This window comes from Rhizobium johnstonii 3841 (genome assembly GCF_000009265.1).
In the GTDB taxonomy this organism is placed as follows: Bacteria; Pseudomonadota; Alphaproteobacteria; order Rhizobiales; family Rhizobiaceae; genus Rhizobium; species Rhizobium acaciae.
This window is the reverse complement of sequence record NC_008380.1, coordinates 280044-304551: the sequence shown is the minus strand read 5'-3', so window position 1 is coordinate 304551 and position 24508 is coordinate 280044. Positions and strand designations below refer to the sequence as shown.

The 24508-nt window shown below is 61.2% G+C and carries 30 protein-coding genes and 1 tRNA gene; 15 read left to right on the top strand and 16 right to left on the bottom strand.

Features of this window, described 5'->3' with window-relative positions; all coding sequences use genetic code 11:
- Nucleotides 1-16: 16 nt before the first annotated feature.
- From pheS to infC, 4 genes are all read right to left on the bottom strand, one after another.
- Nucleotides 17-1099 carry a phenylalanine--tRNA ligase subunit alpha gene (gene pheS / locus RL_RS01410; protein ID WP_011650074.1) on the bottom strand — a complete coding sequence of 361 codons (1083 nt, stop codon included), beginning with the start codon at nt 1097-1099 and terminating at the stop codon, nt 17-19.
- Nucleotides 1100-1249: 150 nt separating this feature from the next.
- Nucleotides 1250-1654 carry a 50S ribosomal protein L20 gene (gene rplT / locus RL_RS01405; protein ID WP_003544622.1) on the bottom strand — a complete coding sequence of 135 codons (405 nt, stop codon included), beginning with the start codon at nt 1652-1654 and terminating at the stop codon, nt 1250-1252.
- 38 nt (nt 1655-1692) lie between these two features.
- Nucleotides 1693-1896 (bottom strand): 50S ribosomal protein L35, encoded by a 204-nt coding sequence (gene rpmI / locus RL_RS01400; protein WP_003544621.1) that lies wholly within the window; start codon nt 1894-1896, stop codon nt 1693-1695.
- 311 nt (nt 1897-2207) lie between these two features.
- The gene (gene infC / locus RL_RS01395) at nt 2208-2744 is read right to left on the bottom strand and encodes a translation initiation factor IF-3 (protein WP_075225634.1); all 537 of its coding nucleotides are present in this window, start codon (nt 2742-2744) and stop codon (nt 2208-2210) included.
- Nucleotides 2745-2922: 178 nt separating this feature from the next.
- Between infC and RL_RS01390 the strand changes: the two genes are divergently transcribed.
- Nucleotides 2923-3747: an alpha/beta hydrolase gene (locus tag RL_RS01390; RefSeq protein ID WP_011650072.1), complete on the top strand. Its 825-nt coding sequence runs from the start codon at nt 2923-2925 to the stop codon at nt 3745-3747.
- A 165-nt stretch (nt 3748-3912) separates the two neighbouring features.
- On the top strand, nt 3913-4512 hold the full coding sequence (locus RL_RS01385; protein WP_011650071.1) for a transglutaminase-like cysteine peptidase: 600 nt from the start codon (nt 3913-3915) through the stop codon (nt 4510-4512).
- 164 nt (nt 4513-4676) lie between these two features.
- On the opposite strand, the gene mbfA is transcribed toward RL_RS01385, so the two are convergent.
- Nucleotides 4677-5660 carry an iron exporter MbfA gene (gene mbfA, locus RL_RS01380; protein WP_011650070.1) on the bottom strand — a complete coding sequence of 328 codons (984 nt, stop codon included), beginning with the start codon at nt 5658-5660 and terminating at the stop codon, nt 4677-4679.
- 173 nt (nt 5661-5833) lie between these two features.
- Here mbfA and RL_RS01375 point away from each other — a divergent pair, with 173 nt between their 5' ends.
- Entirely contained in the window at nt 5834-6301 is a 468-nt protein-coding gene (locus tag RL_RS01375; RefSeq protein ID WP_003544609.1) for a group III truncated hemoglobin, read from the top strand.
- 44 nt (nt 6302-6345) lie between these two features.
- Here the strand turns inward: RL_RS01375 and RL_RS01370 are convergent, their stop codons facing one another.
- The 3 genes from RL_RS01370 to RL_RS01360 form a co-directional block, all read right to left on the bottom strand.
- Complete coding sequence (locus RL_RS01370; RefSeq protein ID WP_011650069.1) at nt 6346-7257, bottom strand: EamA family transporter; 912 nt, start codon at nt 7255-7257, stop codon at nt 6346-6348.
- Between the two features lie 72 nt (nt 7258-7329).
- Nucleotides 7330-7905: a recombination regulator RecX gene (gene recX / locus RL_RS01365; RefSeq protein WP_011650068.1), complete on the bottom strand. Its 576-nt coding sequence runs from the start codon at nt 7903-7905 to the stop codon at nt 7330-7332.
- A 9-nt stretch (nt 7906-7914) separates the two neighbouring features.
- On the bottom strand, nt 7915-8940 hold the full coding sequence (locus RL_RS01360; protein ID WP_011650067.1) for a histone deacetylase family protein: 1026 nt from the start codon (nt 8938-8940) through the stop codon (nt 7915-7917).
- Between the two features lie 133 nt (nt 8941-9073).
- Here RL_RS01360 and RL_RS01355 point away from each other — a divergent pair, with 133 nt between their 5' ends.
- Nucleotides 9074-9685 (top strand): HAD family hydrolase, encoded by a 612-nt coding sequence (locus tag RL_RS01355; RefSeq protein WP_011650066.1) that lies wholly within the window; start codon nt 9074-9076, stop codon nt 9683-9685.
- 15 nt (nt 9686-9700) lie between these two features.
- On the opposite strand, the gene RL_RS01350 is transcribed toward RL_RS01355, so the two are convergent.
- Nucleotides 9701-10219 (bottom strand): GNAT family N-acetyltransferase, encoded by a 519-nt coding sequence (locus tag RL_RS01350; protein ID WP_011650065.1) that lies wholly within the window; start codon nt 10217-10219, stop codon nt 9701-9703.
- A gap of 24 nt (nt 10220-10243) precedes the next feature.
- Complete coding sequence (locus RL_RS01345) at nt 10244-10810, bottom strand: helix-turn-helix domain-containing protein (protein ID WP_041936137.1); 567 nt, start codon at nt 10808-10810, stop codon at nt 10244-10246.
- A gap of 151 nt (nt 10811-10961) precedes the next feature.
- Here RL_RS01345 and tenA point away from each other — a divergent pair, with 151 nt between their 5' ends.
- Both tenA and lepA read left to right on the top strand, forming a co-directional pair.
- Nucleotides 10962-11660: a thiaminase II gene (gene tenA, locus RL_RS01340; RefSeq protein WP_041936136.1), complete on the top strand. Its 699-nt coding sequence runs from the start codon at nt 10962-10964 to the stop codon at nt 11658-11660.
- Between the two features lie 76 nt (nt 11661-11736).
- Nucleotides 11737-13569 (top strand): translation elongation factor 4, encoded by a 1833-nt coding sequence (gene lepA / locus RL_RS01335; RefSeq protein ID WP_011650062.1) that lies wholly within the window; start codon nt 11737-11739, stop codon nt 13567-13569.
- A gap of 313 nt (nt 13570-13882) precedes the next feature.
- Here lepA and RL_RS01330 read toward each other — a convergent pair whose 3' ends face one another.
- The 3 genes from RL_RS01330 to RL_RS01320 all read right to left on the bottom strand — a co-directional run bounded on the left by RL_RS01330 (nt 13883) and on the right by RL_RS01320 (nt 15755).
- Nucleotides 13883-14335 carry a GFA family protein gene (locus RL_RS01330; protein WP_041936527.1) on the bottom strand — a complete coding sequence of 151 codons (453 nt, stop codon included), beginning with the start codon at nt 14333-14335 and terminating at the stop codon, nt 13883-13885.
- Between the two features lie 83 nt (nt 14336-14418).
- On the bottom strand, nt 14419-14967 hold the full coding sequence (locus tag RL_RS01325; RefSeq protein WP_011650060.1) for a sugar O-acetyltransferase: 549 nt from the start codon (nt 14965-14967) through the stop codon (nt 14419-14421).
- Nucleotides 14968-14978: 11 nt separating this feature from the next.
- Complete coding sequence (locus tag RL_RS01320; RefSeq protein WP_011650059.1) at nt 14979-15755, bottom strand: type 1 glutamine amidotransferase; 777 nt, start codon at nt 15753-15755, stop codon at nt 14979-14981.
- Nucleotides 15756-15958: 203 nt separating this feature from the next.
- Between RL_RS01320 and RL_RS01315 the strand changes: the two genes are divergently transcribed.
- Nucleotides 15959-16252, top strand: a complete 294-nt coding sequence (locus RL_RS01315; protein ID WP_017966569.1) for a SelT/SelW/SelH family protein — start codon at nt 15959-15961, stop codon at nt 16250-16252.
- 11 nt (nt 16253-16263) lie between these two features.
- On the opposite strand, the gene RL_RS01310 is transcribed toward RL_RS01315, so the two are convergent.
- Nucleotides 16264-16683, bottom strand: a complete 420-nt coding sequence (locus RL_RS01310) for a BA14K family protein (protein ID WP_011650057.1) — start codon at nt 16681-16683, stop codon at nt 16264-16266.
- A gap of 168 nt (nt 16684-16851) precedes the next feature.
- Here RL_RS01310 and RL_RS01305 point away from each other — a divergent pair.
- The 8 genes from RL_RS01305 to RL_RS39810 all read left to right on the top strand — a co-directional run bounded on the left by RL_RS01305 (nt 16852) and on the right by RL_RS39810 (nt 23077).
- Nucleotides 16852-16938: transfer RNA gene (locus tag RL_RS01305), tRNA-Leu, on the top strand.
- A gap of 239 nt (nt 16939-17177) precedes the next feature.
- On the top strand, nt 17178-17468 hold the full coding sequence (locus tag RL_RS41095) for a hypothetical protein (protein ID WP_011650056.1): 291 nt from the start codon (nt 17178-17180) through the stop codon (nt 17466-17468).
- A 548-nt stretch (nt 17469-18016) separates the two neighbouring features.
- The gene (gene rfbF, locus RL_RS01295; protein ID WP_003544573.1) at nt 18017-18790 is read left to right on the top strand and encodes a glucose-1-phosphate cytidylyltransferase; all 774 of its coding nucleotides are present in this window, start codon (nt 18017-18019) and stop codon (nt 18788-18790) included.
- Complete coding sequence (rfbG, locus tag RL_RS01290) at nt 18781-19845, top strand: CDP-glucose 4,6-dehydratase (protein WP_041936134.1); 1065 nt, start codon at nt 18781-18783, stop codon at nt 19843-19845. The genes rfbF and rfbG overlap by 10 nt, the downstream gene beginning before the upstream one ends.
- Nucleotides 19842-21077 carry a class I SAM-dependent methyltransferase gene (locus RL_RS01285; RefSeq protein WP_011650053.1) on the top strand — a complete coding sequence of 412 codons (1236 nt, stop codon included), beginning with the start codon at nt 19842-19844 and terminating at the stop codon, nt 21075-21077. The genes rfbG and RL_RS01285 overlap by 4 nt, the downstream gene beginning before the upstream one ends.
- On the top strand, nt 21074-21616 hold the full coding sequence (rfbC, locus tag RL_RS01280; protein WP_041936133.1) for a dTDP-4-dehydrorhamnose 3,5-epimerase: 543 nt from the start codon (nt 21074-21076) through the stop codon (nt 21614-21616). The genes RL_RS01285 and rfbC overlap by 4 nt, the downstream gene beginning before the upstream one ends.
- Complete coding sequence (locus RL_RS01275; RefSeq protein ID WP_011650051.1) at nt 21613-22851, top strand: glycosyltransferase family A protein; 1239 nt, start codon at nt 21613-21615, stop codon at nt 22849-22851. The genes rfbC and RL_RS01275 overlap by 4 nt, the downstream gene beginning before the upstream one ends.
- A 76-nt stretch (nt 22852-22927) precedes the next feature.
- A complete protein-coding gene (locus RL_RS39810) occupies nt 22928-23077 on the top strand; it encodes a hypothetical protein (RefSeq protein ID WP_157865191.1) in 150 nt (49 codons plus the stop codon).
- A gap of 8 nt (nt 23078-23085) precedes the next feature.
- Here RL_RS39810 and RL_RS01270 read toward each other — a convergent pair whose 3' ends face one another.
- Both RL_RS01270 and RL_RS01265 read right to left on the bottom strand, forming a co-directional pair.
- Nucleotides 23086-23664, bottom strand: a complete 579-nt coding sequence (locus RL_RS01270) for an acyltransferase (protein ID WP_011650050.1) — start codon at nt 23662-23664, stop codon at nt 23086-23088.
- Between the two features lie 82 nt (nt 23665-23746).
- Nucleotides 23747-24499 (bottom strand): cephalosporin hydroxylase family protein, encoded by a 753-nt coding sequence (locus tag RL_RS01265; protein WP_011650049.1) that lies wholly within the window; start codon nt 24497-24499, stop codon nt 23747-23749.
- Nucleotides 24500-24508: the final 9 nt, after the last annotated feature.

Sequence of the window (24508 nt, the reverse complement as noted above, 5' to 3'; positions counted from 1 at the left end):
CGTCCCAATTCTCCGTTCAAGCGCTGAGGCCGCCGAACAGCGTCGGCATGTCGAGCGGGCGGAAGCCGTAATGCGTCATCCAGCGGACGTCGGCGTTGAAGAAGTCGCGCAGGTCGGGCATGCCGTATTTCAGCATGGCGATGCGATCGAGGCCCATGCCCCAGGCAAAGCCCTGATATTCGTCCGGATCGAGCCCGCCGTAACGCAGCACGTTCGGGTGGACCATGCCGCAGCCGAGGATCTCCATCCAGTCGGTACCCTCGCCGAACTTGACGATCGGGCCGGAGCGGTCGCACTGGATATCGACCTCGAAGGAGGGCTCGGTGAAGGGGAAGAAGGACGGGCGGAAACGCATCGTCACGCTGTCGACCTCGAAGAAGGTCTTGCAGAATTCTTCCAGCACCCAGCGGAGGTTGGCGACATTGGCCTTCTTGTCGACGACCAGGCCCTCGACCTGATGGAACATCGGCGAATGGGTAGCGTCCGAGTCCTGGCGGTAGGTCTTGCCGGGAATGATGATCCGGATCGGCGGTGTCTGCGCCTCCATGGTGCGGACCTGCACCGGCGAGGTGTGGGTGCGCAGGACCTTGCGCTCACCATTCTCATCCGGGTTGAAGAAGAAGGTGTCGTGCATCTCGCGGGCCGGATGGCCTTCGGGGAAATTCAGCGCGGTGAAATTGTAATAATCGGTCTCGATGTCAGGACCTTCGGCGATCGAGAAGCCCATGTCGGCGAAGATCGCGGTGATCTCGTCGACGATCTGGCTGATCGGATGGATACGGCCGCGCTCGGCCGGCGAAGAGCGCACCGGCAGGCTGACATCGACCGTCTCGGCCTGCAGCCGCGCATCGATCGCCGCTTGCCGGAGCGTCGTCTTGCGGGCGGTGAGCGCCTCGGTCACCGCGTTCTTCAGAACGTTGATCGCCGCGCCCTTGCTTTGGCGCTCTTCCGGCGTCATGGCGCCGAGCGTCTTCAACAATTCGGAGACGGAGCCCTTCTTGCCGAGGGCGGACACGCGCACGGCTTCGAGCGCCGTCTCGTCATCGGCGGCAGCGATTTCGGCGAGCAGCGATGTGTTGAGCTGGTCGATATCTGACATTGTCACTTCTTTCCGTCCAGTATCAGGCGGGCGATCGGGAGGCAGGCGGCGCCGGCCGGCGCCAGGAATATAAAGAAAGAAAAACCCGCGCTAGCCCAAACCAGCGCGGGTTTCCCAAAATCATAAATTCAAAAGCTTGGGAAGCGCTGGTTACTTGACCGCGCCTTCAAACTCGTTCGCCGTACCGGCTTCCTTGAGGTATTCAAGAGCCTTCTTGGCAGCGCTGACCAGCGCGCCGAATGCTTCCGGCTCGTGGATCGCCATGTCGGAGAGAACCTTGCGGTCGACCTCGATGCCAGCCTTGTTCAGGCCGTCGATGAAGCGGCCATAGGTCAGGCCGAATTCACGCACAGCGGCGTTGATGCGCTGGATCCAAAGCGCACGGAAGTTGCGCTTGTTGACCTTGCGGTCGCGGTAGGCGTACTGCTTCGAACGATCGACAGCAGCCTTGGCGGTACGGATGGTGTTCTTGCGGCGGCCGTAAAAGCCCTTTGCGGCCTTCAGAACCTTCTTGTGCTTGGCGTGAGAGGTGACGCCTCTTTTTACACGTGCCATATCATGATCTCCTTAAATCTAGCGTTCGCGGACGAGTCTCAGAGACCGTTCGGCAGGTAATTCTTGATAACCTTGCGGCCATCCGGTTCTGCGAGAACCATGGTGCCACGTGCATCGCGAATGAACTTGTTGGAACGCTTGATCATGCCATGGCGCTTGCCGGCAGCGGCAGCCTTGACCTTGCCGGTTGCGGTGATCTTGAACCGCTTCTTGGCAGAGGACTTCGTCTTCATCTTGGGCATTTTGCTACTCCTTCTGTCCTCCCTGCGCGCTTCATCAAAAAAGCCCTTCTCGCGAAGTCCGGTTCTCCGGCCGTCGCAACAAGTTGCGGGAGCGTTTGTTGTTGATCTGCGGCATCGGCGACGAACCGTTCCGCAAGCATTCGAAACTGCCACGGCATGCCCTGCCGGTCAGTTCGGACGCGCGCTTATAACCGCAGCGTCATGAAAGTGCAACGGGGCCGCGGAGGAATCTTCGTGCATCCAAAAATACAGTGGCAGAAAGCACAAAAGCCGCCCTTGCGGACGGCCTTGGGCGAAATACTGCCTGGCGCTTACTTCGGCGCCAGCACCATCATCATCTGGCGGCCTTCGAGCTTGGGTTCAGCTTCGACCTTGGCGAACTCGATCGTATCGGCCTTGACCTGCTGCAGAAGCTTCATGCCGAGTTCCTGGTGGGCCATTTCACGGCCGCGGAACTTCAGCGTCACCTTGACCTTGTCGCCTTCGTCGAAGAAGCGACCCATCGCCTTCATCTTCACCTCATAATCATGGGTGTCGATGTTCGGGCGCATCTTGATTTCTTTGACTTCGACGATCTTCTGCTTTTTGCGCGCCTCGGCTGCCTTCTTCTGGTTGGCATATTTCAGCTTGCCCAGATCGAGGATCTTGCACACTGGCGGTTCGACATTTGGGGAAATTTCGACGAGATCGAGGCCGGCTTCTTCCGCCATTCTCAAGGCCTGGTCGGTAGGCACGACGCCCATATTCTCTCCGTCAGCCCCGATCAGCTGAACTTTGGGAATGCGGATTTCACGGTTCGAGCGCGGTCCGTCCTTCACGGGCGCGTCGGTTTTAAAAGGTCTGCGAATGGTCGTATTCTCCTCGCGTTGTTTCGGAACGTTGCAGCATCGCGCTCCCAATCAGGGGTGCACAAACGTGTCGCGTCATCGCTGCAACGGAGTCAATATCATCCTTTAGCGGAAAAATCACCCGCTGTCAGCCTGCCAAGAATCTGTTTTATAGGCCAAAACAACAGGAGTTTCGCCGATGTCCGATCAGTTGTCCAATGCCCAGCCGCAGTTCCTGACTGTCGGCGAGGGTGAGGCGGCGCGTGAGATCGCCACGCTCGTCCGCCCGGCGCAGACCGGCAATGGCGCACCGGCACTCGTCTGGCTGTCCGGCTACCGCTCCGACATGAGCGGCACCAAGGCGGTGGAACTCGACGGGCTGGCGGCGGAACTTGGGCTCGCCTGCATCCGCCTCGACTATTCCGGCCACGGACTTTCCGGCGGCAGCTTCCGCGATGGCACGATCTCGCGCTGGCTGGAGGAGGCGCTGGCCGTCATCCGTCATGTCGCGCCCGATCGGGTGATCCTCGTCGGCTCGTCGATGGGCGGCTGGATCGCGCTCAGGCTGGCGCAGGAGCTTGCACGGCAGGGCGGCCCGAAGCTCGCAGGCATGGTGCTGATTGCGCCCGCCCCCGATTTCACCTCGGAGCTGATCGAGCCGAACCTCAAGGCCAAGGAGCGCAAGTCGCTGGCCGAGCGCGGCTATTTCGAAGAGCGTTCGCAATACAGCCCCGAACCCAACATCTATACGCGGGCGCTGATCGAGGACGGCCGAAAGAACCGGGTGCTCGACGGCATCATCGAAACCGGCTGCCCGGTGCACATTCTCCAAGGCATGAAAGACGCCGACGTGCCGCATGCGCATGCGATGAAACTGGTCGAACATCTTCCCGCCGACGATGTGGTGCTGACCTTCGTCCGGGACGGCGACCATCGCCTTTCCCGCCCCGGCGATATCGCGCTTCTCCTGAGCGCCGTCAAAGGCATCATCCGTTCATCAACAAATAGGCAGATGCCCACTTGAATGGCAGAGGCGGATAAATTCGCCTGATGCAGGTCCCCAACCCGTTGCATTTTAACCATGTCGGCGAGTCGCAAGGTCCTCCCAAGAAGTAACGATTGACTCTTTTGGGCCCTCTCCATTAACACTTTGTTAATAAATAAGGGGCGATGCGAGGAAAGAGCGGGCGTGCGGATCAAGGGTATCTTTGTGGCCATGATGGCCATGTTTGCGATGGCGACGGCCGCCATACCGGCCCCCAGCAGAAATGCTTCCATGGTGACAGGCAATGCCACCTCACAGCCGATCGGGCACTATGATTTCTGTCAGATCCACCGCAGTGAATGCGGCGCAGACCGAAACGCCGGCCCCGTTGCCATGAACCCGGGGAAGTGGTCGCTCGTGCGTTCGGTCAACGCCACGGCCAACCGCACGATCACGCCGATGACCGACAAGGAAATCTACGGCAAGGATGAGGTCTGGGCCTATCCGACCACCGCCGGCGACTGCGAGGATTTCGCGCTGTTGAAGCGCCGCATGCTGATCCAGCGCGGCTTTCCGGCTGCCGATCTGCTGATGACCGTCGTGCGCAAGCCGGATGGCGAAGGCCATGCGGTGCTGACGCTGCGCACCGCCGAGGGCGATTTCGTGCTCGACAACCTCGCCGCCGACGTCAAGCCATGGTTTGGAACGCCCTATTCCTTCGTCAAGCGCCAGTCGAGCTACAATGCCGGCCGCTGGGTCACCATCGAGAACGGCCGCGACGTCCTGGTCGGCGCGCTGCGGTAAAGGTTGCAATAGAGAATGTGGAAAGGCCGGCGGTTTGCCGGCCTTTTTGTTTTAGCAGGTTTGAAAGATGTGGCACCGTCTCCCGGCCCTTCGCTTGGGCTCAGGGCGTTCGTTGCTGCAATCGATTCACTGGATCGATTGCTCGGGCTGCGCCCGACCGCAACTCACCCATTCCCAATCAGGATACCAGCGCCGAGCACCAGGCCGCCGCCGAGCACCACCTGGAAGGCGGCGCGCAGGAAGGGGGTTTCCATGTAACGGTTCTGGATGAAGGCGATCGCCCAGAGCTCGAAGAAGACGACGACGGCGGCGGTGATCGTTGCCGTCCAGAAATGCGGGATCAGATAGGGCAGCGCGTGACCGAGACCGCCGAGCGCCGTCATGATGCCGCAGGCAAGTCCGCGCTTGATCGGCGAGCCTCTGCCGGAAATCTTGCCGTCGTCATGGGCGGCTTCGGTGAAGCCCATCGAAATCCCGGCGCCGACGGAGGCCGAAAGGCCGACGAGGAAGGTCTGCCAGGTATCCTGCGTGGCGAAGGCGGCGGCGAAGATCGGCGCCAGCGTCGAGACCGAGCCGTCCATCAGCCCGGCAAGACCCGGCTGCACATAGGTCAGCACGAATTGCCGATGCACCGTCGCGTCCTCGTCGTGCTTGACGTCTTCGGGCGTATGTTTGTCGCCCAGCATGCGGGCGATATCCTCATGCCCCTGTTCGGCAAGGGCGAGATCACCGAGAAGCTGGCGCGTCGATGCGTCGGAGGTACGTTTTGCCGCCTCGACATAGAAACGATAGGCCTGCTCCTCCATCGCCTCGGTTTCCCTGCGCATCGCATCCAGCGAAAGGTTTGCCCTGAGCCAGTCCGGCTTGCGCTCGTAGAAGCCCTCCACATGCTCGCGCCGGATCAACGGAATGCGCTCGCCGAAACGCTGACGATGGATCTCGATCAACGACTTGCGATGCGTATCCTCGACCTCGGCCATGTCCTCGAAGACCTTGGCCGAGGCCGGAAATTCGCGGCGCAGCCTATCGGCATAAGCAAGGTAGATGCGGGCATCGTCTTCCTCGGAGGCGATCCCAAGGGCAAGGATTTCCTGCTCGGACAGCGAGTCGAAAGATCGTTTCGAGGATCTGAAAAACCGCGCCAGCATGACTTTCTCCAATATTTTAGAATAATTCTAAATCTAAAGAACCGTGCGATGCCGGTCAAGTGCGTAGGGCAAGCTGGCTGACAGATTGCCGCAAGCGGCACGGACGACTTTGGCGCGCTGGCATAAACACCTATATGAGAGGGCGCCGCATCACGCGGCGCCGGGGTTTCGGAATGGACAATGACATTCAGGGCCGCCCTGCTCATGTCGCGGCGATCCGCGAAAGGGCGGAGGCGGAGATGCGGGAAATGGGCGTCGACGCGGCCTTCATCGACAGGCTGGTCGAGACCTTTTACGGGCGCGTGCTAGCGCATCCCGATCTCGGCCCGGTGTTCGACGCCAGGCTGTCCGGCCGCTGGCCGGAGCATATGGCGAAAATGAAGAGCTTCTGGTCGGCCGTTGCCTTCCGCAGCGGCGCCTATGGCGGCAAGCCGGTGCAGGCGCATACGGGTGTCCAGAACCTGACGCCCGATCTCTTTCCGAAGTGGTTGTCGCTGTTTGCCGCAACGCTTGACGATATCGCGCCAACGCCGGAGGCCAAGGCCTGGTTCATGGCGACGGCGGAGCGGATCGCCAAGAGCCTGATACTGTCGCTGTTCTACAATCCGGCGCTCGACGATCCCGCCCGCAAACCCGCCTGATCCATCTTGTAGAGACGGCGTTCCCGGAAAACGCTGACACTTTTCTAGGTCTTCGCCGCCGAGGCGGTGGCGCCGGCGCTGGCCGCCACCACGAGCGCCGTACCCAACATCTGCAGCGCGGTCATCGGCTGGGCGAGGATCAGAAAGCCCGCGAGAGCGCCGAGGGCCGGTTCGAGGCTCATCAAAATGCCGAAGGATGCCGACGGCATGCGCCGCAGCGCCACCATCTCCAGCGCATAGGGCAAAAGTGGCACGAGGATGGCAAGGCCGAGAACCTCGACCAGTCCCTGCGCTGTGAAGGCGCCCCCTGTCTCGGCCAGACCGAAGGGTGTCGCGACGAGGCCGGCAACGATCAGCGACATGGAGAGACCTTCCAGCCCCTTGAAGGCAGCGCCGACCTTCTTCGTCAGCAGGATATAGACCGCCCATCCCACGGCCGAACCGAGGGCAAAGAGGACGCCTGAGGAATTGCCGACCCAGCCTTCGCCGTCATGGGCGAGGAAGAGAATGCCGGCAGCAGCGATCAACGGCCAGGTGAGCCGCCAGGTCAGGCCATAGCCGAAGACGGCGACCGAGAGCGGCCCGAGGAAATCGATGGCGATCGCCAGGCCGAGCGGCAGCCGCTGGATCGCGGCGAAGAAGCAGAGCGTCATGGCAGCCGTCGTCGTGCCGAGCAGCAATGTCGCCTGCCATTGGGCGCCGCTATAACGCAGCACCGAAGGCCTGACGACGGCGGCAAGGATGATCGCCGCGAAAGCAAGCCGCAGCCAGGTGGCGCCGGCAACGCCATAAGTCGCAATGGCTGACGAAGACAGTGCCGCGCCGAACTGGATCGACGACATCGACATCAGGCACATGGCGACACCGGCCGCCAAGCCGCCCGAAGTCGGCGATATGCCCGGCTGCGCGATCAAGGCTGCGCCGTCCGTCCCGGTCTCGATATTCTTGATATCCATGTTGCCCCCGATCCTGGCGCGGTTCTAGGCCGAAGACGGGTGAGAACCAAATTCAAACTTTTCATGCCGGGATCAAGAGCGCTGATGCTGAGGCGCCGCAGATCGGCCCGCGACGATGATCTCTTCGGCGTCTTCGAAGCTCATGTCGAAGACCTTCCTGCCGATGTCGAAGCTGAAGCCGTTGCGGGCAAAAGCCGAAAGCTCTTTCGCCTTTCGCTTTTCATCAAGCTCGACCCGGCGGAAGGGGCCGAAGGCGCGCTTGCGGGCGAAGATCGCTGCAGCATAGAGATCGTCAGCCTCTTCAAGTGCTGCCTCGACCTTGTCGCTGGAGACGCCCTTGGCAGCAAGCTTCTGGGCGATCGCGCGCTTCGATTTGCCACCGCGCACGGCAGACCGCGTGCTGACCTCCGCATAGGCGTGATCGTCGAGCACCTTGTTGTCATAGGCAAATTTGACGGCGAAATCGGCAACGGCCTTCAGTTGTGCCGCGCTGATACCCGCGAATTTCTCCTTCGCCTTGCGGGCAATGGCATCAAACAGCTGCTTTTCCGTCATCATCCGCCGCTCGAGGCGGTAGACGGTGGAGTTGCGCGCCCAGCTCAGCATGCGTGATGTCGGGATATCGGATGGAACGGTCTCGTCGGTCATCGGCAGCGATCAGGCTTCCAGACCCTTGAGGACATTGGCGACGTTGAGGCCGATCTCCGGCACGCCGTAGCCGCCCTCCATGCAGGCGAGCACCGGCAAGCCGGCGGAAGCGATCATCGCGCCCATGCGGGTGAAATCGTCGGAGGTGAGGCTGAAGAAAGAGATCGGATCGCGCTCGAAAGTGTCGACGCCGAGCGCCACGACGATCGCCTCGGCGCCGAAGGCCTTGATGCGGGTGAGTGCATCGGCAAGGGCCGAAGACCAGACATCCCAAGGCGTGCCCGGCGGCATCGGATAGTTACGGTTGGCGCCAGTACCCTCCCCCTCGCCTTCCTCGTCGGCATGGCCGAGGAAATAGGGAAAGGCCTGCATGGGATCGCCATGCAGCGAGGCGGTGAAGACATCGCCTCTGTGATAGAAGAGATCCTGCGTGCCGTTGCCATGGTGGAAATCGACATCCAGCACCGCGACTTTCCTCGCACCATGGTCGAGCAGCCGCTGCGCGGCGACACCCGAATTGTTGATGAAACAATAGCCGCCGAAGAGATCGATGCCGGCATGGTGGCCGGGCGGGCGGCAGAGCGCGAAGGCGAAACGATTGCCGGCATTCAGCCAGTCGGCGCCTGTGATCGCGCAGCGCATGGAGGCGATCGCCGCCTCGTACGAGCCCTTGGTGATCGAGGTATCGGCGGCATTGGCGTAATGGCCGATTGCGCCGACGATATTGTCGGGCACGCGCTGGCTGGTGCGGCGAACGGCGAAGGAATTGGCGATCGCCTCGCCGGTGAAACCAGCCGCCACCCAGCGGTCCCAGACGGTGGCGAGAAAGTCCAGATAGGCGGGATCATGCACTTTTCGAGCCGTTTCCAACCCGTGCGCATCGGGCGCCACCACGTCGGTAAAGCCCGCCTGCTTGACCGCCGCCAGGATCCATTCGGCGCGAAAAGGCGCCTCGAAGGGCGTCACCAGCTGGCCGGCGTGCAGCTCGGTCCTGGCATCGCGCAGCTTGTGATCTTCGGAATAGATGACGCGCATTTCAGATCCTGCCCTTGATTGACAATGGAGATTTACACGGCTCGGCCCTGACAAAAAAGCGGCGCGGACCCTTGATCGTCTGGAATAATGACGCCACCTTCGCCGCTGTTTTGAGAACGAGGAAATTTTCCGCATGAAAGTGCTGATGGTCGATGTCGACGGCGTGCTCATTCATGGTCGTCCGACCGATGGCCTGCCTCACTTCACCTACCTCGAGCGCGATCTCGGCCTGCGCTTCGACCTGCTGCAGCAGGAATTCTTCCAGACGCACTGGGGCGATATCATCATCGGCCGCGCGGCGCTGGAACCGAGGCTCGCCGGCGTTCTCGCAAAGATCGCGCCCCACCTCAGCGCCGAAACGCTGATCGACTACTGGTTCGAAAACGATTCCCGCCTCGATCGCAATCTGCTCGAGGAACTCGCTGGTCTCAGGCAAAGCGGCATCACCCTCTTGCTGGCGACCAACCAGGAGCATAGGCGGGCACGTTACCTGATGGAGCAGATCGGCCTTAGCGCGCATTTCGACGACATCATCTATTCCGCAGCACTCGGGCACAGCAAACCTTCCCCCGACTTCTTCCGGCTGGCGACGGAGCGCGCCGGCGTGCTGCCCGGCGAGATCGCCTTCATCGACGATATGGCGGTGAATATCGAAGCGGCGCGGCAGTTCGGCTGGAATGCGGCGCAATGGACGGCGGGTGCGACGCTTGGCGGCGCGCTTCCGGTCTTCGCCAGGCCGACTTAAGCGGGGCCGGCGCAATCAGGCGAGCCGCTTGTAAAACAGGGTCGTGGCGCAGAAGCCGCCTTCCGGCCACAGCGCGTAATCGGGGATGACGCCGACGCGCTGCCAGCCCAGGCGCGGATAGATCGCCTCGGCATCGCTGCCGGTTGCCGTGTCGAGCACGAGCAGGGTCTTGCCGCGGCCTGCCGCCTCGCGTTCGGCGGCATCCATCAGCAGCCGGGCGAGCCCCTTGCCACGGGCGGAGCGGTGCACCAGCAGCTTCTTCAGATCGCCGCGATGCGGCTGGTTCGGCATCTGCGCGGCACCCACCTGCACCGTGCCGACGATCCTGCCGTCGAGTTCAGCGACCAGCAGCAGATTGGCGCCGGTGGCGACCGCATCGGCGACATCGCGCCAATAGGGCTCGGCATCGTCAGGCCCATAGGGCTGCATGAAGCCGACGGAGGCGCCGCCCGCGACGCAATCGACAAGCACTTCCGAAAGGGCCGGAACGGCGGCGCGGGCCTCCTCGGCGGAAAGGATACGAATACCGGGCATGCTGTTCTCCTGAAATGAATGCTGTTATCGGCCGCCGCGATTGAGCACGACGCAATAGCGCGCCGGCGCGTTGCCCGGATTGTGGAAGACGTGACCCTCGCCGACCGGCATGAAGAGGCAATCGCCCGGGCGCAGCCGGTAGACGGCCTCACCCGCCGTCATCTCCAGCTCGCCGTCGAACAGCCAGATATGCTGCGTCATGCCATGGGCGCTCGCATGCGGGGGGAAGCTGACGCGGGCGCCAGGGGGGAATTCGACCTCGACGATATCGACATCGGAAGGCGTGCCCGGGGGTGAAACAGACCGTCTGATATAACCGGTTTCCGGATCGCGCCAGACCTGCTGTTCTTGCCTCCGGGCGAGCGGCGAGGCCTGCCCCTCTTCCGCAAAGAAGGCCGACAGCGACAGGCCGAGCGCAGCGCAGATTCTTGCCAGCAGCGAGGCGGTCGGGCTCGCCTCCGCCCGCTCGATGCGCGAGATCATCGCCCGGCTGACGCCGGAGGCCGCAGCAAGATCATCGAGCGTCAGAGCCTTTTCCTGCCGCAACGTGCGGATGCGGATGCCGATCGCCTGTTCGAGTTCCGGTTCCATTTTCCAGTCCAATTTTCCAGTCCAATGATTCCACTATAAGAGAAATACATTATCTGATGATGGAATCAAGAGCTTACGAAAAGCGGCCACACGCGCCTTGCTTTCGCCGCTGCGCCGTCCATATATGGCGGCGTAATCCGAGGAGAGAGTGATGGACGCCAGCACACAGAGCACGGACACGACGGGAAGCTTCACGGCTGCCGCCTGGGACAGGATCGCGCCGATCATGGCTGAAATCGAGGCCTTGCCGCTGTTGCAGCGCCTTTCGGACGGCACGCTGCCGCCGGAGGTTTTCCGGCACTATATCCTGCAGGATGCGCTCTACCTGAAGCATTATGCGCGATGCCTTGCGATCGTCGCGGCCAAGGCGCCCGACAATGCGCAGGTCCTGCGCTTCCTCGGTTCGGCGCAGAAGGCGATCACCGTCGAGCAGGGCCTGCATGCCGGCTTCCTCACCCAGTTCGGCATCACGTCTGCGAACGTCACGTCAGCTGAGCCCTCGCCTGCCGGCTTTGCCTATACGAACTTCCTGCTTGCCACCGCCTATCACAGCTCCTACGCGGTGGCGCTGTCCTCCATCCTTCCCTGCTTCTGGATCTACTGGCATGTCGGCGAAGCGATCAAGAACCGGCCTGTTATCGAGGGCAATGCCTTCCAGGCCTGGATCAACACCTATGGCGATCCGCAATTTGCCGCCGGTGCCCGCGAAGTGATCGCGCTGACCGACATGGCCGCGCGCGCCGCATCGCCGGTGGAGCGGGCTCAGATGACCGATGTCTTCATACGCGCCTCGCAATATGAATGGATGTTCTGGGATTCGGCCTGGCGGCAGGAGACGTGGCCGGTCTGATACGCGCCTGACACAGGACGAAATAGCGTAAACAGCGGGATAATTACCGCTTTGCGGCAGGGGGCGGCGCTGCTATATGGCGCGCATGAGCACCAATTCCACCACTCCGCTGTCCCATATCCGCAACTTTTCGATCGTGGCCCATATCGACCACGGCAAATCGACGCTGGCCGACCGCCTGATCCAGACGACAGGCGGCCTTGCCGAGCGCGAAATGTCCGAGCAGGTGCTCGACAATATGGATATCGAGCGCGAGCGCGGCATCACCATCAAGGCCCAGACCGTGCGCCTGCATTACCAGGCGAACAACGGCGAGAAATACATTCTCAACCTGATCGACACGCCCGGCCATGTCGACTTCGCCTATGAAGTCTCACGGTCGCTGTCGGCCTGCGAGGGCTCGTTGCTCGTCGTCGACGCCAGCCAGGGCGTCGAAGCGCAGACGCTTGCCAACGTCTACCAGGCGATCGACAACAACCACGAGATCGTCACCGTCCTCAACAAGATCGACCTGCCGGCCGCCGAACCCGACCGAATCAAGGAACAGATCGAGGAAGTGATCGGCATCGACGCTTCGGAGGCGGTGCTGATTTCGGCGAAGACCGGCCTTGGCATTCCCGATGTGCTGGAAGCGATCGTCCACAAGCTGCCGGCGCCGAAGAGCCCCGGCGGCGACAAGGCGCCGCTGAAGGCGTTGCTCGTCGACAGCTGGTACGACGCCTATCTCGGCGTCATGGTTCTGGTCCGCGTCATCGACGGCGTGCTGACCAAGGGCCAGACGGTGCGGATGATGGGCACCGATGCGAAATACCAGGTGGAGCGCGTGGGCGTGCTGACGCCGAAGATGGTCAATATCGACCGCCTCGGCCCCGGCGAGATCGGCTTCATCACTGCCTCGATCAAGGAAGTGGCCGATACCCGCGTCGGCGACACGATCACCGAGGACAAGCGGCCGACGGCCCAGGCGCTGCCGGGCTTCAAGCCGGCCCAGCCGGTGGTGTTCTGCGGTCTCTTCCCGGTCGACGCCGCCGATTTCGAGGATCTGCGCGCCGCCATGGGCAAGCTTCGCCTCAACGACGCCTCCTTCTCCTTCGAAATGGAATCGTCCGCTGCCCTCGGTTTCGGTTTCCGCTGCGGCTTCCTCGGCCTGCTGCATCTCGAAATCATCCAGGAACGGCTGGAGCGCGAGTTCGACCTCGACCTCATCGCCACCGCACCCTCGGTCGTCTACAAGATGTTTATGACCGACGGCACGGAGCGTGAGCTGCACAACCCGGCCGACATGCCCGATGTCGTCAAAATCTCCGAAATCCACGAGCCGTGGATCCGCGCGACGATCCTGACACCCGACGATTATCTCGGCGGCATCCTGAAGCTCTGCCAGGACCGGCGCGGCATCCAGATCGAGCTCACCTATGTCGGCACGCGCGCGATGCTGACCTACGACCTGCCGCTCAACGAAGTCGTGTTCGATTTCTACGACCGGCTGAAGTCGATCTCGAAGGGTTATGCCTCCTTCGACTACACGCTCACCGACCACCGCGAGGGCAACCTCGTGAAGATGTCGATCCTCGTCAACGGCGAGCCGGTCGACGCGCTGTCGATGATGGTGCACCGGACGGCCGCCGAAAAGCGCGGCCGCGACATGTGCGAGAAGCTCAAGGAGCTGATCCCGAAGCACATGTTCAAGATCCCGATCCAGGCGGCGATCGGCGGCAACGTCATTGCCCGCGAGACGATCTCGGCGTTGCGCAAGGACGTGACCGCCAAATGCTACGGCGGCGACGCCACCCGCAAGCGCAAGCTGCTCGACAAGCAGAAGGCCGGCAAGAAGCGCATGCGCCAGTTCGGCAAGGTGGAGATTCCGCAGGAAGCCTTCATCGCGGCATTGAAGATGGGCGACGAATAGGCCTTCGCAGAGCTTCTTTTGAAGAGGAGACGTAGGTCTTTGCTGACAGGCCTCGCTCTTTATTCCTGTCATCCTCGGCGTTTGAGATACACTTCGACCCGGTAGATCACCGAAACCAGCCCCTCATCCGGCTGCCGCCACCTTCTCCCCGCTTGCGGGGAGAAGGGACATGGGGCACCGGCTTTCCCCGACCTCGACGCTGCGTTTGCCACGTCCCCTCGCCCCGTTTTTACGGGGAGAGGGTTAGGGTGAGGGGCAACCACCGTTGCGAATAAGCATGGCTTGCCATTTGCGAAATACCGGCAGTTTTGACTTACCCCCTGCCCATATACTCCTTCACCAGCCCCTCATAGGCCTCCATCTCGGGCAGCGCCTCGTAGCTGTGCACCGCGCCGGTCTCGGCGAAGGACAGCTTCTCGCTCGTCCAGGTCTCGATGAAGGGCGTAAACCAGCTCGGATCGTCGAGCATGGTCACGCGCAGATTGACGCACCAGTCCATGCCTTCCGGCCGGGTGAACATCCAGCTCATGCAATGCGGACAGAAATAATGCTTCGTGACGCCATGCAGGCCGCCGATCACCGGCTCGCCTTGCGTGACCTCGAAGCCTTCGCTCGGGATGGCAGCACTCAGCGAATAGCCGCTTGATGTCATCTTCTGGCACCCTGTGCAATGACAGGCCATGGTGAGCAGCGGCGGGGCGCTGATCTTCAATCGCACCCGGCCGCAACGGCAGCCGCCTTCCATGGGTAAGGTTCGCTCGCTCATGATGTCCTCCCGATTTGCCTTCTGATCTAGCGGAGCTTTGCTCGCTGTCGAGATGGCGAGGTCATCGCGGCCGTTTGCCGGCATTATCGGATGCGGGCCGGATTGCCGACCACGGTTGCGCCGGCCGGCACATCCCTCGTCACCACCGCACCGGCGCCGACAATTGCACCGTCGCCGATGGTGATGCCGCCGAGGATGATGGCGCTGCCGCCGATCCAGACATCGCTGCCGATGGTGACAGGTCGGGCGATCTCGATGCCGGTGCTGCGAAGCGCCGGCTCCTTGTGATGCTCGGCGCAATAGATCTGCACGCCGGGGCCGAACATGCTGCGGTCGCCGATCGTAACCCGGCCGGAATCGAGGACAGTGCAGCCGGCATTGAAATAGACGCGTTCGCCGAGAGTGATGTTGATACCGTAGGAGCAGTGAAACGGCGCTTCGATGAAGATATCGGGCGCGGCCTGCGCAAAGAGCGCTCGCAGGGCCGGCGCAACGGCGCCACGCTCGTCCGCCGGCAGCGTATTGTGCGCATGGACGGCTAAGCGCGCCTGCCGGCGCAAGAGATCGAGCTCGTCATCGAGGCAGCAATACCATTCGCCTGCCGCCATCTTGTCGCGTTCGCTGGCCAGCATCGCATCGCCTCTCACGCCGAGGCCTGCGACAGCATTTCGACCTCTTCCTGCTCGATCAGGCTGACCCAGGCACGCGCGATGGCAAGGCCTGCAGCATCGGCGGCTCCGGCATGCCTTGCCGCCAGTTCGGCATGGTTTTCCAGCCAGCCCGGCGCAATGCGCGCGATCGTATCGGGGAATTCGGCCTTCCATTGCGCGACGACCGCTGAATTGGCCTCGAAATGGAACTGGGTGCCATAGACGGCCCGGCCGATGCGGAAGGCCTGGTTCTCGGCGACAGGGCTCGAGGCGAGACGCACCGCGCCTTCGGGCAGCGAAAACGTATCGGCATGCCATTCGAAGATGGTGAACTCGCCGCCAAGCGGCGACAGCAGCGGATCGGCCCGGCCCTCGGCAGTGACGCCGATCCCGTGCCAGCCGAATTCGCGGGCGATTCCTAAATGATTGTCGGCGCCATAGGCGCGGGCGAGGATCTGGCTGCCGAGGCAGATGCCGAGCACCGCTTTGCCGGCATCACCGAAGCGGCGTGCGAGCCGGACGAGCTCCGGCAAGTAGGGGTGGGTTTCGTCATCCAGCGCGCTCTGCTCGCCGCCGAGAACGACGAGCGCGTCATGGCCGGATATATCTTTCGGCAGGATGCCGTCCCGCCACACCCGGAACCACTCGATCTCCGCGCCCGCCTCGTCGAGGGCTGCGGCAAGCGCGCCGAGGCCGGTATTCCGCATGTTTTCGATGACTGCTACGCGCATGGGCTCTTCCTGGTATGGCCGATCACGGGAAGAGACCATGGCGGAGGGCGGCGCGCAAGACGCCAGAACAGGATCGAGGCTTTAGGCCGGTTCGGCCCAAAATCTGAATCCTGTTCTTAATTAAATAGTTAGAGCATGATGTCGCCCGAAAACCGCTCACACTTTTCGGCATCATGCTCTGCGAGGGCGATTGCGCGCACGCGCCACAGGCCTTAAATCTGAGCAAACGAAAGGACATCGCCATGACCGAAAAAGCCCGCGTCACGATCCTCTACTGCACCCAGTGCAACTGGCTGCTGCGCGCCAGCTGGATGGCGCAGGAGCTGCTGCATACCTTTTCCGACAGTCTCGGCGAAGTGGCGCTGATTCCCGCCACCGGCGGCAATTTCGAGATCCGCGTCAATGGCGATCTGATCTGGGAGCGCAAGCGCGACGGCGGTTTTCCCGGGCCGAGGGAGCTGAAACAGCGGGTCCGCGACATCGTCGAGCCCGGCCGCGATCTCGGCCACGTCGACCGCGCCTCGCTCGAAAGCTGACCGCAACGGCCTCAGCGATAGGGCGAGCGGCAGGTCTTGTAGATGCCCTCATAAGTGAGGAAACGATCCGTCCTCGGATTGTAGGAGCGGTATTCGTTGCTGCACCAGGCGGCATGGCGGTTCATGTCGCGCGCCTTCGGCTGCACCCTTTGCGCCGGCGGCGGATCATAGGTCAGCTGTGGCGGCCCGGCAGCGCCCGGCCGGTAATAGGTTGGCCCCGCGCCGCGTGGGCGGTAGTTCGGCTGGACATAGGCGGGACGATGCCATTGCTGCGGCCCGAAACCGAAGCAGCCGCGAAAATCGCAGAGGGTCGATCCGGTGTTCAGCGGCCCAACCCCCGGCTTGCCGAGCTTCAACGAATCAGCCCCGGCGATGGCGGGCGTGAGAATGGCGAGAAGGCCGGCGAGCAGAAGCGTGCGGGGAGCAAGCATGATGCATTCCTTTCGATATTTCCTTTATATAGGGCGCACCAGCCGGAGCGCTATGCCCACCCTCCGGCGCTCCCGCCCATGTGATTGGCTGCTTTTTCACTAACTGTCAGAAAAACTTCAAAAACCCAGTTGACAGTCAGGGGCCACCCCCTTACATCGCTCTCCGTCGCCCAGATGGCGGAATTGGTAGACGCGCCAGCTTCAGGTGCTGGTACCCGAAAGGGTGTGGAGGTTCGAGTCCTCTTCTGGGCACCATTCCATTCTTGATCGCTACCAAGATCAAGGAGTTAAGCCTTTCCAATTAAGTTGCGCATTTTGTGCCTTTTAGCAAAGGCCAGCCAGAATGCGCTTGAGGCTTGTTCACTCGATAGCTCCCAAGAACTCTCCGAAATCCTGATTTCTGGACGCTTATTCCCACCGCTCTTGATAGCTGGCCTCCATTGACTCCCTCACCCCAAAATGTGAACATATAGCGAACATAATGGAGTCTTGCAATGATCCGATACGCCACGTCCGCAGCCAGCAACCCCCCGCCACCAAAGGCACGTGAGGTGTCAGCTGCCGAACCACCCGTTGAAATGTCGCGCACCAAGCCGGTCATTGAGGTAGCTTCTGCCGGCGCGGCGCTTGCTGCCTACCCGCTGCTGCCCAGCGGCGAGTCAGACGAGCTCGGCTCCGACACTCTGCCGAAGACCACCAAACCACCACGCCGTGCAGCAACAAAACGTAAGCCTAAGGTCGCCGAGGCAGACGATGCCCCACTCCAGCTCAGTCTGGAGGCTTAACCGCAAACGATCCGACCAAGGTATGGCGGCGCGTAGGGAACTCCCACCATAATCTATATAGCACTTCGGAATCCCGAAATTGGTTGCGGGCCTGAAATCATTGGATGTTTTCTCGCGGCGACAGCCCACGAAAGGCGGGGAATTTCGGGATCCCGAAGCGGGGGAATTTCGGGATTCCGAAGTGGGATTTTTTCTTCGGCCGACGCGCCGGGCCTTTGCCCGGAGGCAATCGGCCGGCTATCTGACGCTTTTCTATCAGGACCGACCGCGTCTGGTCGGATCAATTGCGCCCGCTTGGCGCCCCCTCGTAAAACTGGAGGGACGTGCCTTCGGCCAAACGGGATGTCTCGAACGGCAAGCTGTTCCATTGCTCAACGCACGGCCTGCGAAACGCGCGGCTGTCGGTTCCCACACCCCCGCAAGCCTCGCACAAGAACGAAATCGGATACCGGGGCAAGGATGAACATACGGCCGTTCCGCCTGTAAAGAGCCGGGCGGCTCTGAGGGTGGTCGGGAAACCTGACTAGACACTCTGGAGTTCGCTTGGGATGAAAGTCGTAATTCTCGCCGGTGGCCTTGGCTCTCGTCTTGCCGAGGAGACCAGTATCCGACCCAAGCCTCTGGTCGAAATCGGCGGCATGCCGATCCTCTGGCACATCATGAGCATCTACGCCCATCACGGGCTCAATGATTTCATCATCTGCGCCGGCTATAAGGGCTATTTGATCAAGGAATATTTCGTAAACCTTGTTCTGCACCACAACGACATCACCGTCGACCTCGCCTCCAACAGCATCAACTACCACGGCGGCACACGACCGAACTGGCGCGTGACCGTGGTCGATACCGGCATGTATTCGATGACCGGCGGCCGTCTCGGGCGCATTCGCGACCATCTTACGCCAGGCGAACCCTTCTGCATGACCTATGGCGACGGCGTCGGCGACATCGATATCGCCGCCGAGGTCGCGTTCCATCGCAGCCATGGCCTCAAGGCGACGATGTGCGCGGTAACCCCGCCCGGACGTTACGGCGCCACTAATATCGAGGGGCAGTTCATCACCTCCTTCGTGGAGAAACCGAGGGGTGACGGCCAGCGTATCAATGGCGGCTTCTTCGTGCTCGATCCTTCGGTGGTCGATCTCATTCCCAGCGACGACACGATCTGGGAAGCCGGGCCGCTGGAATGGCTCGCCGCCAACAACCAGCTCGCCGCCTTCAAGCATGACGGTTTCTGGCAGCCGATGGACACGCTGCGCGAGCGCAACCAGCTCGAGGAGCTCTGGAGTTCCGGAAAGGCACCGTGGAAGCTATGGGCCTGACGGACTTCTGGAATGGCAGGCGCGTGTTCCTGACGGGACACACTGGGTTCAAGGGATCCTGGCTGTCGTTGTGGCTGGAAAAGCTCGGTGCGGAAGTGACGGCGGTCTCGCTCGAACCCGAGACCAATCCCTCGCTCTATGGGCGGCTTGCGCCCTGGAACGGACAGGGCCATCACATTGCCGACATCCGCGAAGCGGCGACGTTCAAACAGCATTTCATCGATTTCGAGCCTGAAATCGTCATCCACATGGCAGCGCAGGCGCTGGTGCGGCGCTCCTACGAAAATCCGACCGAAACCTTCGCGACCAATGTGATGGGAACGGCAAACGTGCTTGACGCGGTGCGAGAAACGCCCTCGGTCAAGACGGCTCTCGTCGTCACCTCCGACAAGGTCTATGCCAACAACGGCAGCGGCGTTCCCTTCGTCGAGACGGATATGCTGGGCGGCAAGGACCCCTACTCCAACTCCAAGGCCTGCACCGAACTCGTCGTCCGAAGCTACCGCGACAGCTTCTTCAAGGGGCGCGACATCAAGCTTGCGACGGTACGTGCCGGCAATGTCATTGGTGGCGGCGACTGGTCGAAAGACCGGTTGATCCCGGACTTCATCCGCGCCTTCGAAAGCAGCCAGCCGATCCTGCTGCGCTATCCCGAAGCGATCCGCCCCTGGCAGCATGTGCTGGAGCCGCTCGGCGGCTATCTCGCCTTCGCCGAGGCCTTGACACTTGCCGGCGAACAGGAACTGCCCGAAGCGCTCAATTTCGGCCCAGACCCGCAGAGCTTCGCGACGGTCTCCGAACTTGCGGAAGCGCTCGGCCTCGCTCATGGCGTGAACGACGTCTGGAAGCCCGCGCTGGGAAAACATCTTCCGGAAGCGCCTGCCCTTACCTTGAGTTCGGCACTGGCGCTCTCCGCCATCGGCTGGCGTCCGCGCCTCGGCCTGAAGCAGACAATCGACTGGACAGCCGCCTGGTACAAGGCCAACCGCGAGGGCGCCGACATGCGCGCCTTCTCGCTCGGGCAGATCGCGGCCTATGAGGAAACAATATCATGACAGCGCATAATTGCCGGTTCTGCAACGCTCCGCTGAAACATCGTTTCGTCGATCTGGGCTCGACGCCGCTCGCCAATGCCTATCTGACGGAAGAGCAGCTCAAACTGCCCGAGCCATCCTATCCGCTGCGCGCCTTCGTCTGCACGGAATGCTGGCTGGTGCAGGCCGATGCCTTCGTTCCGCCGGAGGATATCTTCAGCCACTATGCCTATTTCTCCTCCTACAGCGACGGCTGGGTGGAGCATGCTCGTCAGTTTACCATCATGGCGCGCGAGCGCTTCGGCCTCGACGCCACATCGCAGGTGATCGAAGTGGCGAGCAATGACGGTTATCTGCTGAAGCATTTCGTCGAAGCCGGCGTGCCGGTGCTCGGCATCGAGCCGGCCGAGAACGTCGCGGAAGTGGCACGGCAGATCGGCGTTCCCACGGAAGCGCGCTTCTTCGGCAAGGAAACCGCTGCCGATCTCGTCTCCCGCGGCCTTGCCGCCGACATTGTCATCGGCAACAACGTGCTGGCGCACGTGCCTGACATCAACGATTTCGTCGGCGGGCTTTCGGCCGTGCTGAAGCCTGACGGCGTCGTCAGCGTCGAATTCCCGCACCTGCTGCGGCTGATGGAAAATATCCAGTTCGACACTGTCTACCACGAGCATTTCTACTATCTGTCGTTGCTCGCCGTCGAAAAGGTGTTCGCGGCGCACGGCCTCAAGGTCTTCGACGTGGAAGAATTGCCGACCCATGGCGGGAGTCTCCGCGTGCTTGCCTGCCGCGCAACATCCATGGTTCACGCAATCGGCCACGGTCTTGCCAAGGTCCGAGCCGATGAGGCAGCCGCCGGCTTCGACAAGGTCGAGACCTACGAGGCTTTCCAGAGCCGCGTGGCGCCGATCAAGGATGGCCTGCTCGCCTTCCTCACGGAAGCCAAACGCAGCGGCAAGAAGGTCGCCGCCTATGGCGCTGCCGCCAAGGGCAACACGTTGCTGAATTTCTGCGGCGTCGGCACCGACCTCATCGAATATGTCGTCGACCGCAATCCGCACAAGCAGGGGCATTTCCTGCCGGGGAGCAAGCTGCCGATCTACGCGCCGGAGAAGATGGACGAGACGCAGCCGGATTACGTGCTCATCCTGCCCTGGAACATCAAGAACGAGGTCGTTGCGGCCAACAGCAGGGTCGGCGCCTGGGGCGGACGCTTCGCCGTTGCCGTGCCGGAGCTGACGGTGCTCGGATGAAATTCCTTCCGACGGCGGTTTCAGGCGCCTTTGTCGTGGAAGTCGACGCACGCTCCGACGACCGGGGAATGTTCGCACGAACCTTCGACGCGCAGACCTTTGCGGCGCAAGGTCTCGTGCCCGTCTACCCGCAGTGCAATGTCTCGCAGAACCACAAGCGCGGGACGCTGCGCGGCATGCATTACCAAGCCGAGCCGCGGCCGGAGATCAAGCTGGTGCGCGCCACGCGCGGCAGGGTATTCGACGTGGCGCTCGATCTGAGACCGGATTCGCCGAGCTATCTCAAATGGGCCTCCGTCGAGCTCGATGCCATCAGGCACAACGCCTTCTACATACCTGCCGGATGCGCACACGGCTTCCTGACGCTCGAGGATGATTGCGAACTCTATTACCAGATGTCGGAAACCTACGTGCCGGAACTTGCCCGTGGGGTCCGCTGGGACGATCCCGCCTTTTCCATCGCCTGGCCGTTCACGCCGAGCATCATCAACGAGCGCGACGCCGCGCTTGACAGCTACGGCCAGGAGACAAGCCTTTGAGCGGTATCAAACTCAGCATCTGCATCCCGACCTATAACCGCGAAGCCTATCTCAGAAACGCGCTGACCTACTGCGAGAACGACTACACGTTCACCTTTCCCTTCGAAATCGTCATCTGCGACAATGCCTCCACGGACGGCACGCAGCAGGTGGTCGAGGAATTCATCGCCCGCGGGCAGCCGATCCGCTACTACAAGCGTGAAACCAATGCCGGCGCCGCGGCAAACGTCACGAGCGCTCTGCGCCTCGGCAAGGGCGAATACCTCATCTATCTCGCCGACGATGACATGCTGATTGCAGATGCGGTGGCCGACACCATCAGATATCTCGACAACAATCAGGAGGTGACCTGCGCCCATGCGCCGTGGTTCTTCTACGACGAAGTCGCCAAAACCGACATCGAGAAGTTCTACAATGTCGAGGAGGATCGGAAGTTTCCGCATGGAAGCTTCGGCGACGTCTTCCAGTATATCTGCGAAGGCCACATCTTTCCGGAAATCGCGATATATCGCTCGTCAGCCTTGCGGTCCGCCTGGATTCCAAGAGAATTCTGCTTCTACCCGTTCCCGTTCCTTGCGCATTTCCTCGATCAGGGCGCGGTCTCCTTCCTGCAACGGCCGTTCTACCGCTCCATCGTCAATTCGGCGATCGCCCGCGACCGTCCGCAAGAAGGCACCAACGACGTCATGACGAGCTGGGACCGCTATCGCGGCGGGCTTGAATATTTCCTCTATATGGGCGTCAAGCGCGGAGCGATGACTCTCACGCCTGAGACGCATCTCAAGTATGAGGAGATGTGCAAGGTCTTTACGCTCAATCGCATGGCGGTCGCTTTCCGCTTTTGGGCGGAGCGCAAGAACTTCATCAAGGCCTATGAGCTCTATACCCGCATCATGTGGGGCGGGATGCTCAACCACCCGGAAATTCGCAATTTCCGTGAAAGGTTGCCCCTGATGGTCGCCATCCAGACGCTGGTGAGCGAAGTGAATTCGGCAATCGGCATCGATACACTGCTTCTCGGCGGTTTCTCGGAAATCACCGCTCTCGAAGGCCTGATGCGCGAACTCGGCCTCAACGAAAAGGTGAAGATGACGGTGAAACTCAGCGACAGTCCGCTGGAAAGCACCGCCGTCTTCGTCAGCGTCAATAGCGACCGGGAGTATTTCGTAGCACTCGGCTACCTGCCCAACCTCGTGTTCCACGAGCACGATCTCTCCCGGCACATCATCATGTGAGCCTCGCGCCAGCTTCAAAAACTAGCGTCGTGGCGGGCGCCTGCGTCTTGATTTCAATTCAACAGAAATTAGCGGCATGACAAACAGGATCTTCTACACCAAGCCTTCGATCACCCAGCTCGAAACGGATTATGCGGCCGATGCCGCCGCCACCGGCTGGGGCGCGAGGTTGCCGCCCACAATCTCGACCGCTTCAGCGCGTGGATCACGCTCTGCAGGGCGATAGCTTGCCTATCAGGCCCGTGATGCTCCCAATTCTTTCTCAAGGATCAGAATATTTTGAGATCTATCGCGTAAACGTCTGACGGGGATACCAGCGTATACTCCCCATGCAGGGAGAGACTTATTTACGAGAGATAGGCTACCTACAGAACTTCCCTCCTCAATTGTTACCTTAGGCAAAACGACCGAGTTGGAGCCGATAATCACATGTTTGCGGAGGACGACTTTCCCAGCAGGGCCGCCAATAAGATGGCGCGGCAGAGTCGGGTTGGTCATCTTTTCACCCGTGTAGTCATCGCTTGAGGTGTAGATTTTGACACCTGGTGCCAAACCCGAAAAATCCTCCATGACGAAGCCGTCACTCCCAGATATATAACACTGTGACGCGATGTGCACGTTGCATCCAATCTCAACGTGTTCCCTACTTGCCACAATGATGGTGAAATCATCGATCCGCGCGTCATCCATGATGGAGATATTCTCTACGAAAAAAAGTCCGGCGGTTCTCTTAATCTTTACGTTCGCCCCAAGATGTCGGAACGGCAGGGATCTCAGTTCAGTCTCGTCGTAAAATGTCGAGCCTAAATGCATCCGATACCTCCATACTCCGTCGGCCCCAAAGTACGTCGACTAATCGACGAGAATTTTTGATTTGATCGCATCAATGGCATGCTTAGGACCGCACACATCGAAGATAGCCGCCCGGAGAGCTGGAGAGAACGAGCTTTCCATTGATGATGGTATCCAACTCGAAACGATCCGTTTCCTGCAAGTAATCATTGAGGGCAACCAAGGGCTCATCGCCAGGCAAGAGAACCTTGGAGCGTTTGGTCGGAACCTGGGAAGGTTCGTAACGGCCAAGGATCGTGTCGGCAACGACGAGATACTGGCCGTCCGTCACTAGCGGCGCGTAATTGCGTAATTCATCAAGTACATGCGCCTTGCTATGATCGCTGTCGAGAATGACCATGACCGAGGCCCCTTCAGGGATAGACGCCTTGACCTTCGCCATGATTTCGGCGGAGGTGGATGGCCCTTCGATCAGTTCGACGCGATGCGCCATTGGATGGGATTCGATCGCCTGACGGTTATGGGCGCGAATGTCGATATCTACGCCTACCACCTTGCCCTTGCCAATCAGTTGTAGCATGGCAGCCTGGAAGATCATCGATCCGCCACGCGCCACGCCCGTCTCAACGATCACGTCTGGCTTGGTGGCCCAGATAACTTCCTGGGTGGCCATCACATCGGCGGGCATTTGGATGATTGGCATGCCCATCCACGACCACAGATAGGAATAGTCGTATTTGTCCAGGCTCACCAGAGTGTCGAGCGTCTGACGGAAGACATCCGTGTCACGACCTAGCGCGAGGCTCATTTCGCGCTTGTTGGCCTCGAACTCCTGCCTATCATCTTTGGTGGTCATGAACTTTAC

Excerpts from the sequence above, each read along its gene's own strand:
- RL_RS01265 (WP_011650049.1), bottom strand. The coding sequence starts at position 24,499 with ATGACCACCAAAGATGATAGGCAGGAGTTCGAGGCCAACAAGCGCGAA.
- RL_RS01375 (WP_003544609.1), top strand. The coding sequence starts at position 5,834 with ATGGACAATGACATTCAGGGCCGCCCTGCTCATGTCGCGGCGATCCGC.
- RL_RS01310 (WP_011650057.1), bottom strand. The coding sequence starts at position 16,683 with ATGCTTGCTCCCCGCACGCTTCTGCTCGCCGGCCTTCTCGCCATTCTC.
- lepA (WP_011650062.1), top strand. The coding sequence starts at position 11,737 with ATGGCGCGCATGAGCACCAATTCCACCACTCCGCTGTCCCATATCCGC.
- mbfA (WP_011650070.1), bottom strand. The coding sequence starts at position 5,660 with ATGCTGGCGCGGTTTTTCAGATCCTCGAAACGATCTTTCGACTCGCTG.
- pheS (WP_011650074.1), bottom strand. The coding sequence starts at position 1,099 with ATGTCAGATATCGACCAGCTCAACACATCGCTGCTCGCCGAAATCGCT.
- recX (WP_011650068.1), bottom strand. The coding sequence starts at position 7,905 with ATGACCGACGAGACCGTTCCATCCGATATCCCGACATCACGCATGCTG.
- rpmI (WP_003544621.1), bottom strand. The coding sequence starts at position 1,896 with ATGCCCAAGATGAAGACGAAGTCCTCTGCCAAGAAGCGGTTCAAGATC.
- rfbC (WP_041936133.1), top strand. The coding sequence starts at position 21,074 with ATGAAATTCCTTCCGACGGCGGTTTCAGGCGCCTTTGTCGTGGAAGTC.
- rfbF (WP_003544573.1), top strand. The coding sequence starts at position 18,017 with ATGAAAGTCGTAATTCTCGCCGGTGGCCTTGGCTCTCGTCTTGCCGAG.
- RL_RS01345 (WP_041936137.1), bottom strand. The coding sequence starts at position 10,810 with ATGGAACCGGAACTCGAACAGGCGATCGGCATCCGCATCCGCACGTTG.
- RL_RS39810 (WP_157865191.1), top strand. The coding sequence starts at position 22,928 with ATGACAAACAGGATCTTCTACACCAAGCCTTCGATCACCCAGCTCGAA.
- RL_RS01330 (WP_041936527.1), bottom strand. The coding sequence starts at position 14,335 with ATGAGCGAGCGAACCTTACCCATGGAAGGCGGCTGCCGTTGCGGCCGG.
- RL_RS01320 (WP_011650059.1), bottom strand. The coding sequence starts at position 15,755 with ATGGTCTCTTCCCGTGATCGGCCATACCAGGAAGAGCCCATGCGCGTA.
- tenA (WP_041936136.1), top strand. The coding sequence starts at position 10,962 with ATGGACGCCAGCACACAGAGCACGGACACGACGGGAAGCTTCACGGCT.
- RL_RS01325 (WP_011650060.1), bottom strand. The coding sequence starts at position 14,967 with ATGCTGGCCAGCGAACGCGACAAGATGGCGGCAGGCGAATGGTATTGC.
- RL_RS01355 (WP_011650066.1), top strand. The coding sequence starts at position 9,074 with ATGAAAGTGCTGATGGTCGATGTCGACGGCGTGCTCATTCATGGTCGT.
- RL_RS41095 (WP_011650056.1), top strand. The coding sequence starts at position 17,178 with ATGATCCGATACGCCACGTCCGCAGCCAGCAACCCCCCGCCACCAAAG.
- RL_RS01370 (WP_011650069.1), bottom strand. The coding sequence starts at position 7,257 with ATGGATATCAAGAATATCGAGACCGGGACGGACGGCGCAGCCTTGATC.
- RL_RS01350 (WP_011650065.1), bottom strand. The coding sequence starts at position 10,219 with ATGCCCGGTATTCGTATCCTTTCCGCCGAGGAGGCCCGCGCCGCCGTT.
- RL_RS01285 (WP_011650053.1), top strand. The coding sequence starts at position 19,842 with ATGACAGCGCATAATTGCCGGTTCTGCAACGCTCCGCTGAAACATCGT.
- RL_RS01315 (WP_017966569.1), top strand. The coding sequence starts at position 15,959 with ATGACCGAAAAAGCCCGCGTCACGATCCTCTACTGCACCCAGTGCAAC.
- RL_RS01360 (WP_011650067.1), bottom strand. The coding sequence starts at position 8,940 with ATGCGCGTCATCTATTCCGAAGATCACAAGCTGCGCGATGCCAGGACC.
- rfbG (WP_041936134.1), top strand. The coding sequence starts at position 18,781 with ATGGGCCTGACGGACTTCTGGAATGGCAGGCGCGTGTTCCTGACGGGA.
- RL_RS01390 (WP_011650072.1), top strand. The coding sequence starts at position 2,923 with ATGTCCGATCAGTTGTCCAATGCCCAGCCGCAGTTCCTGACTGTCGGC.
- RL_RS01270 (WP_011650050.1), bottom strand. The coding sequence starts at position 23,664 with ATGCATTTAGGCTCGACATTTTACGACGAGACTGAACTGAGATCCCTG.
- rplT (WP_003544622.1), bottom strand. The coding sequence starts at position 1,654 with ATGGCACGTGTAAAAAGAGGCGTCACCTCTCACGCCAAGCACAAGAAG.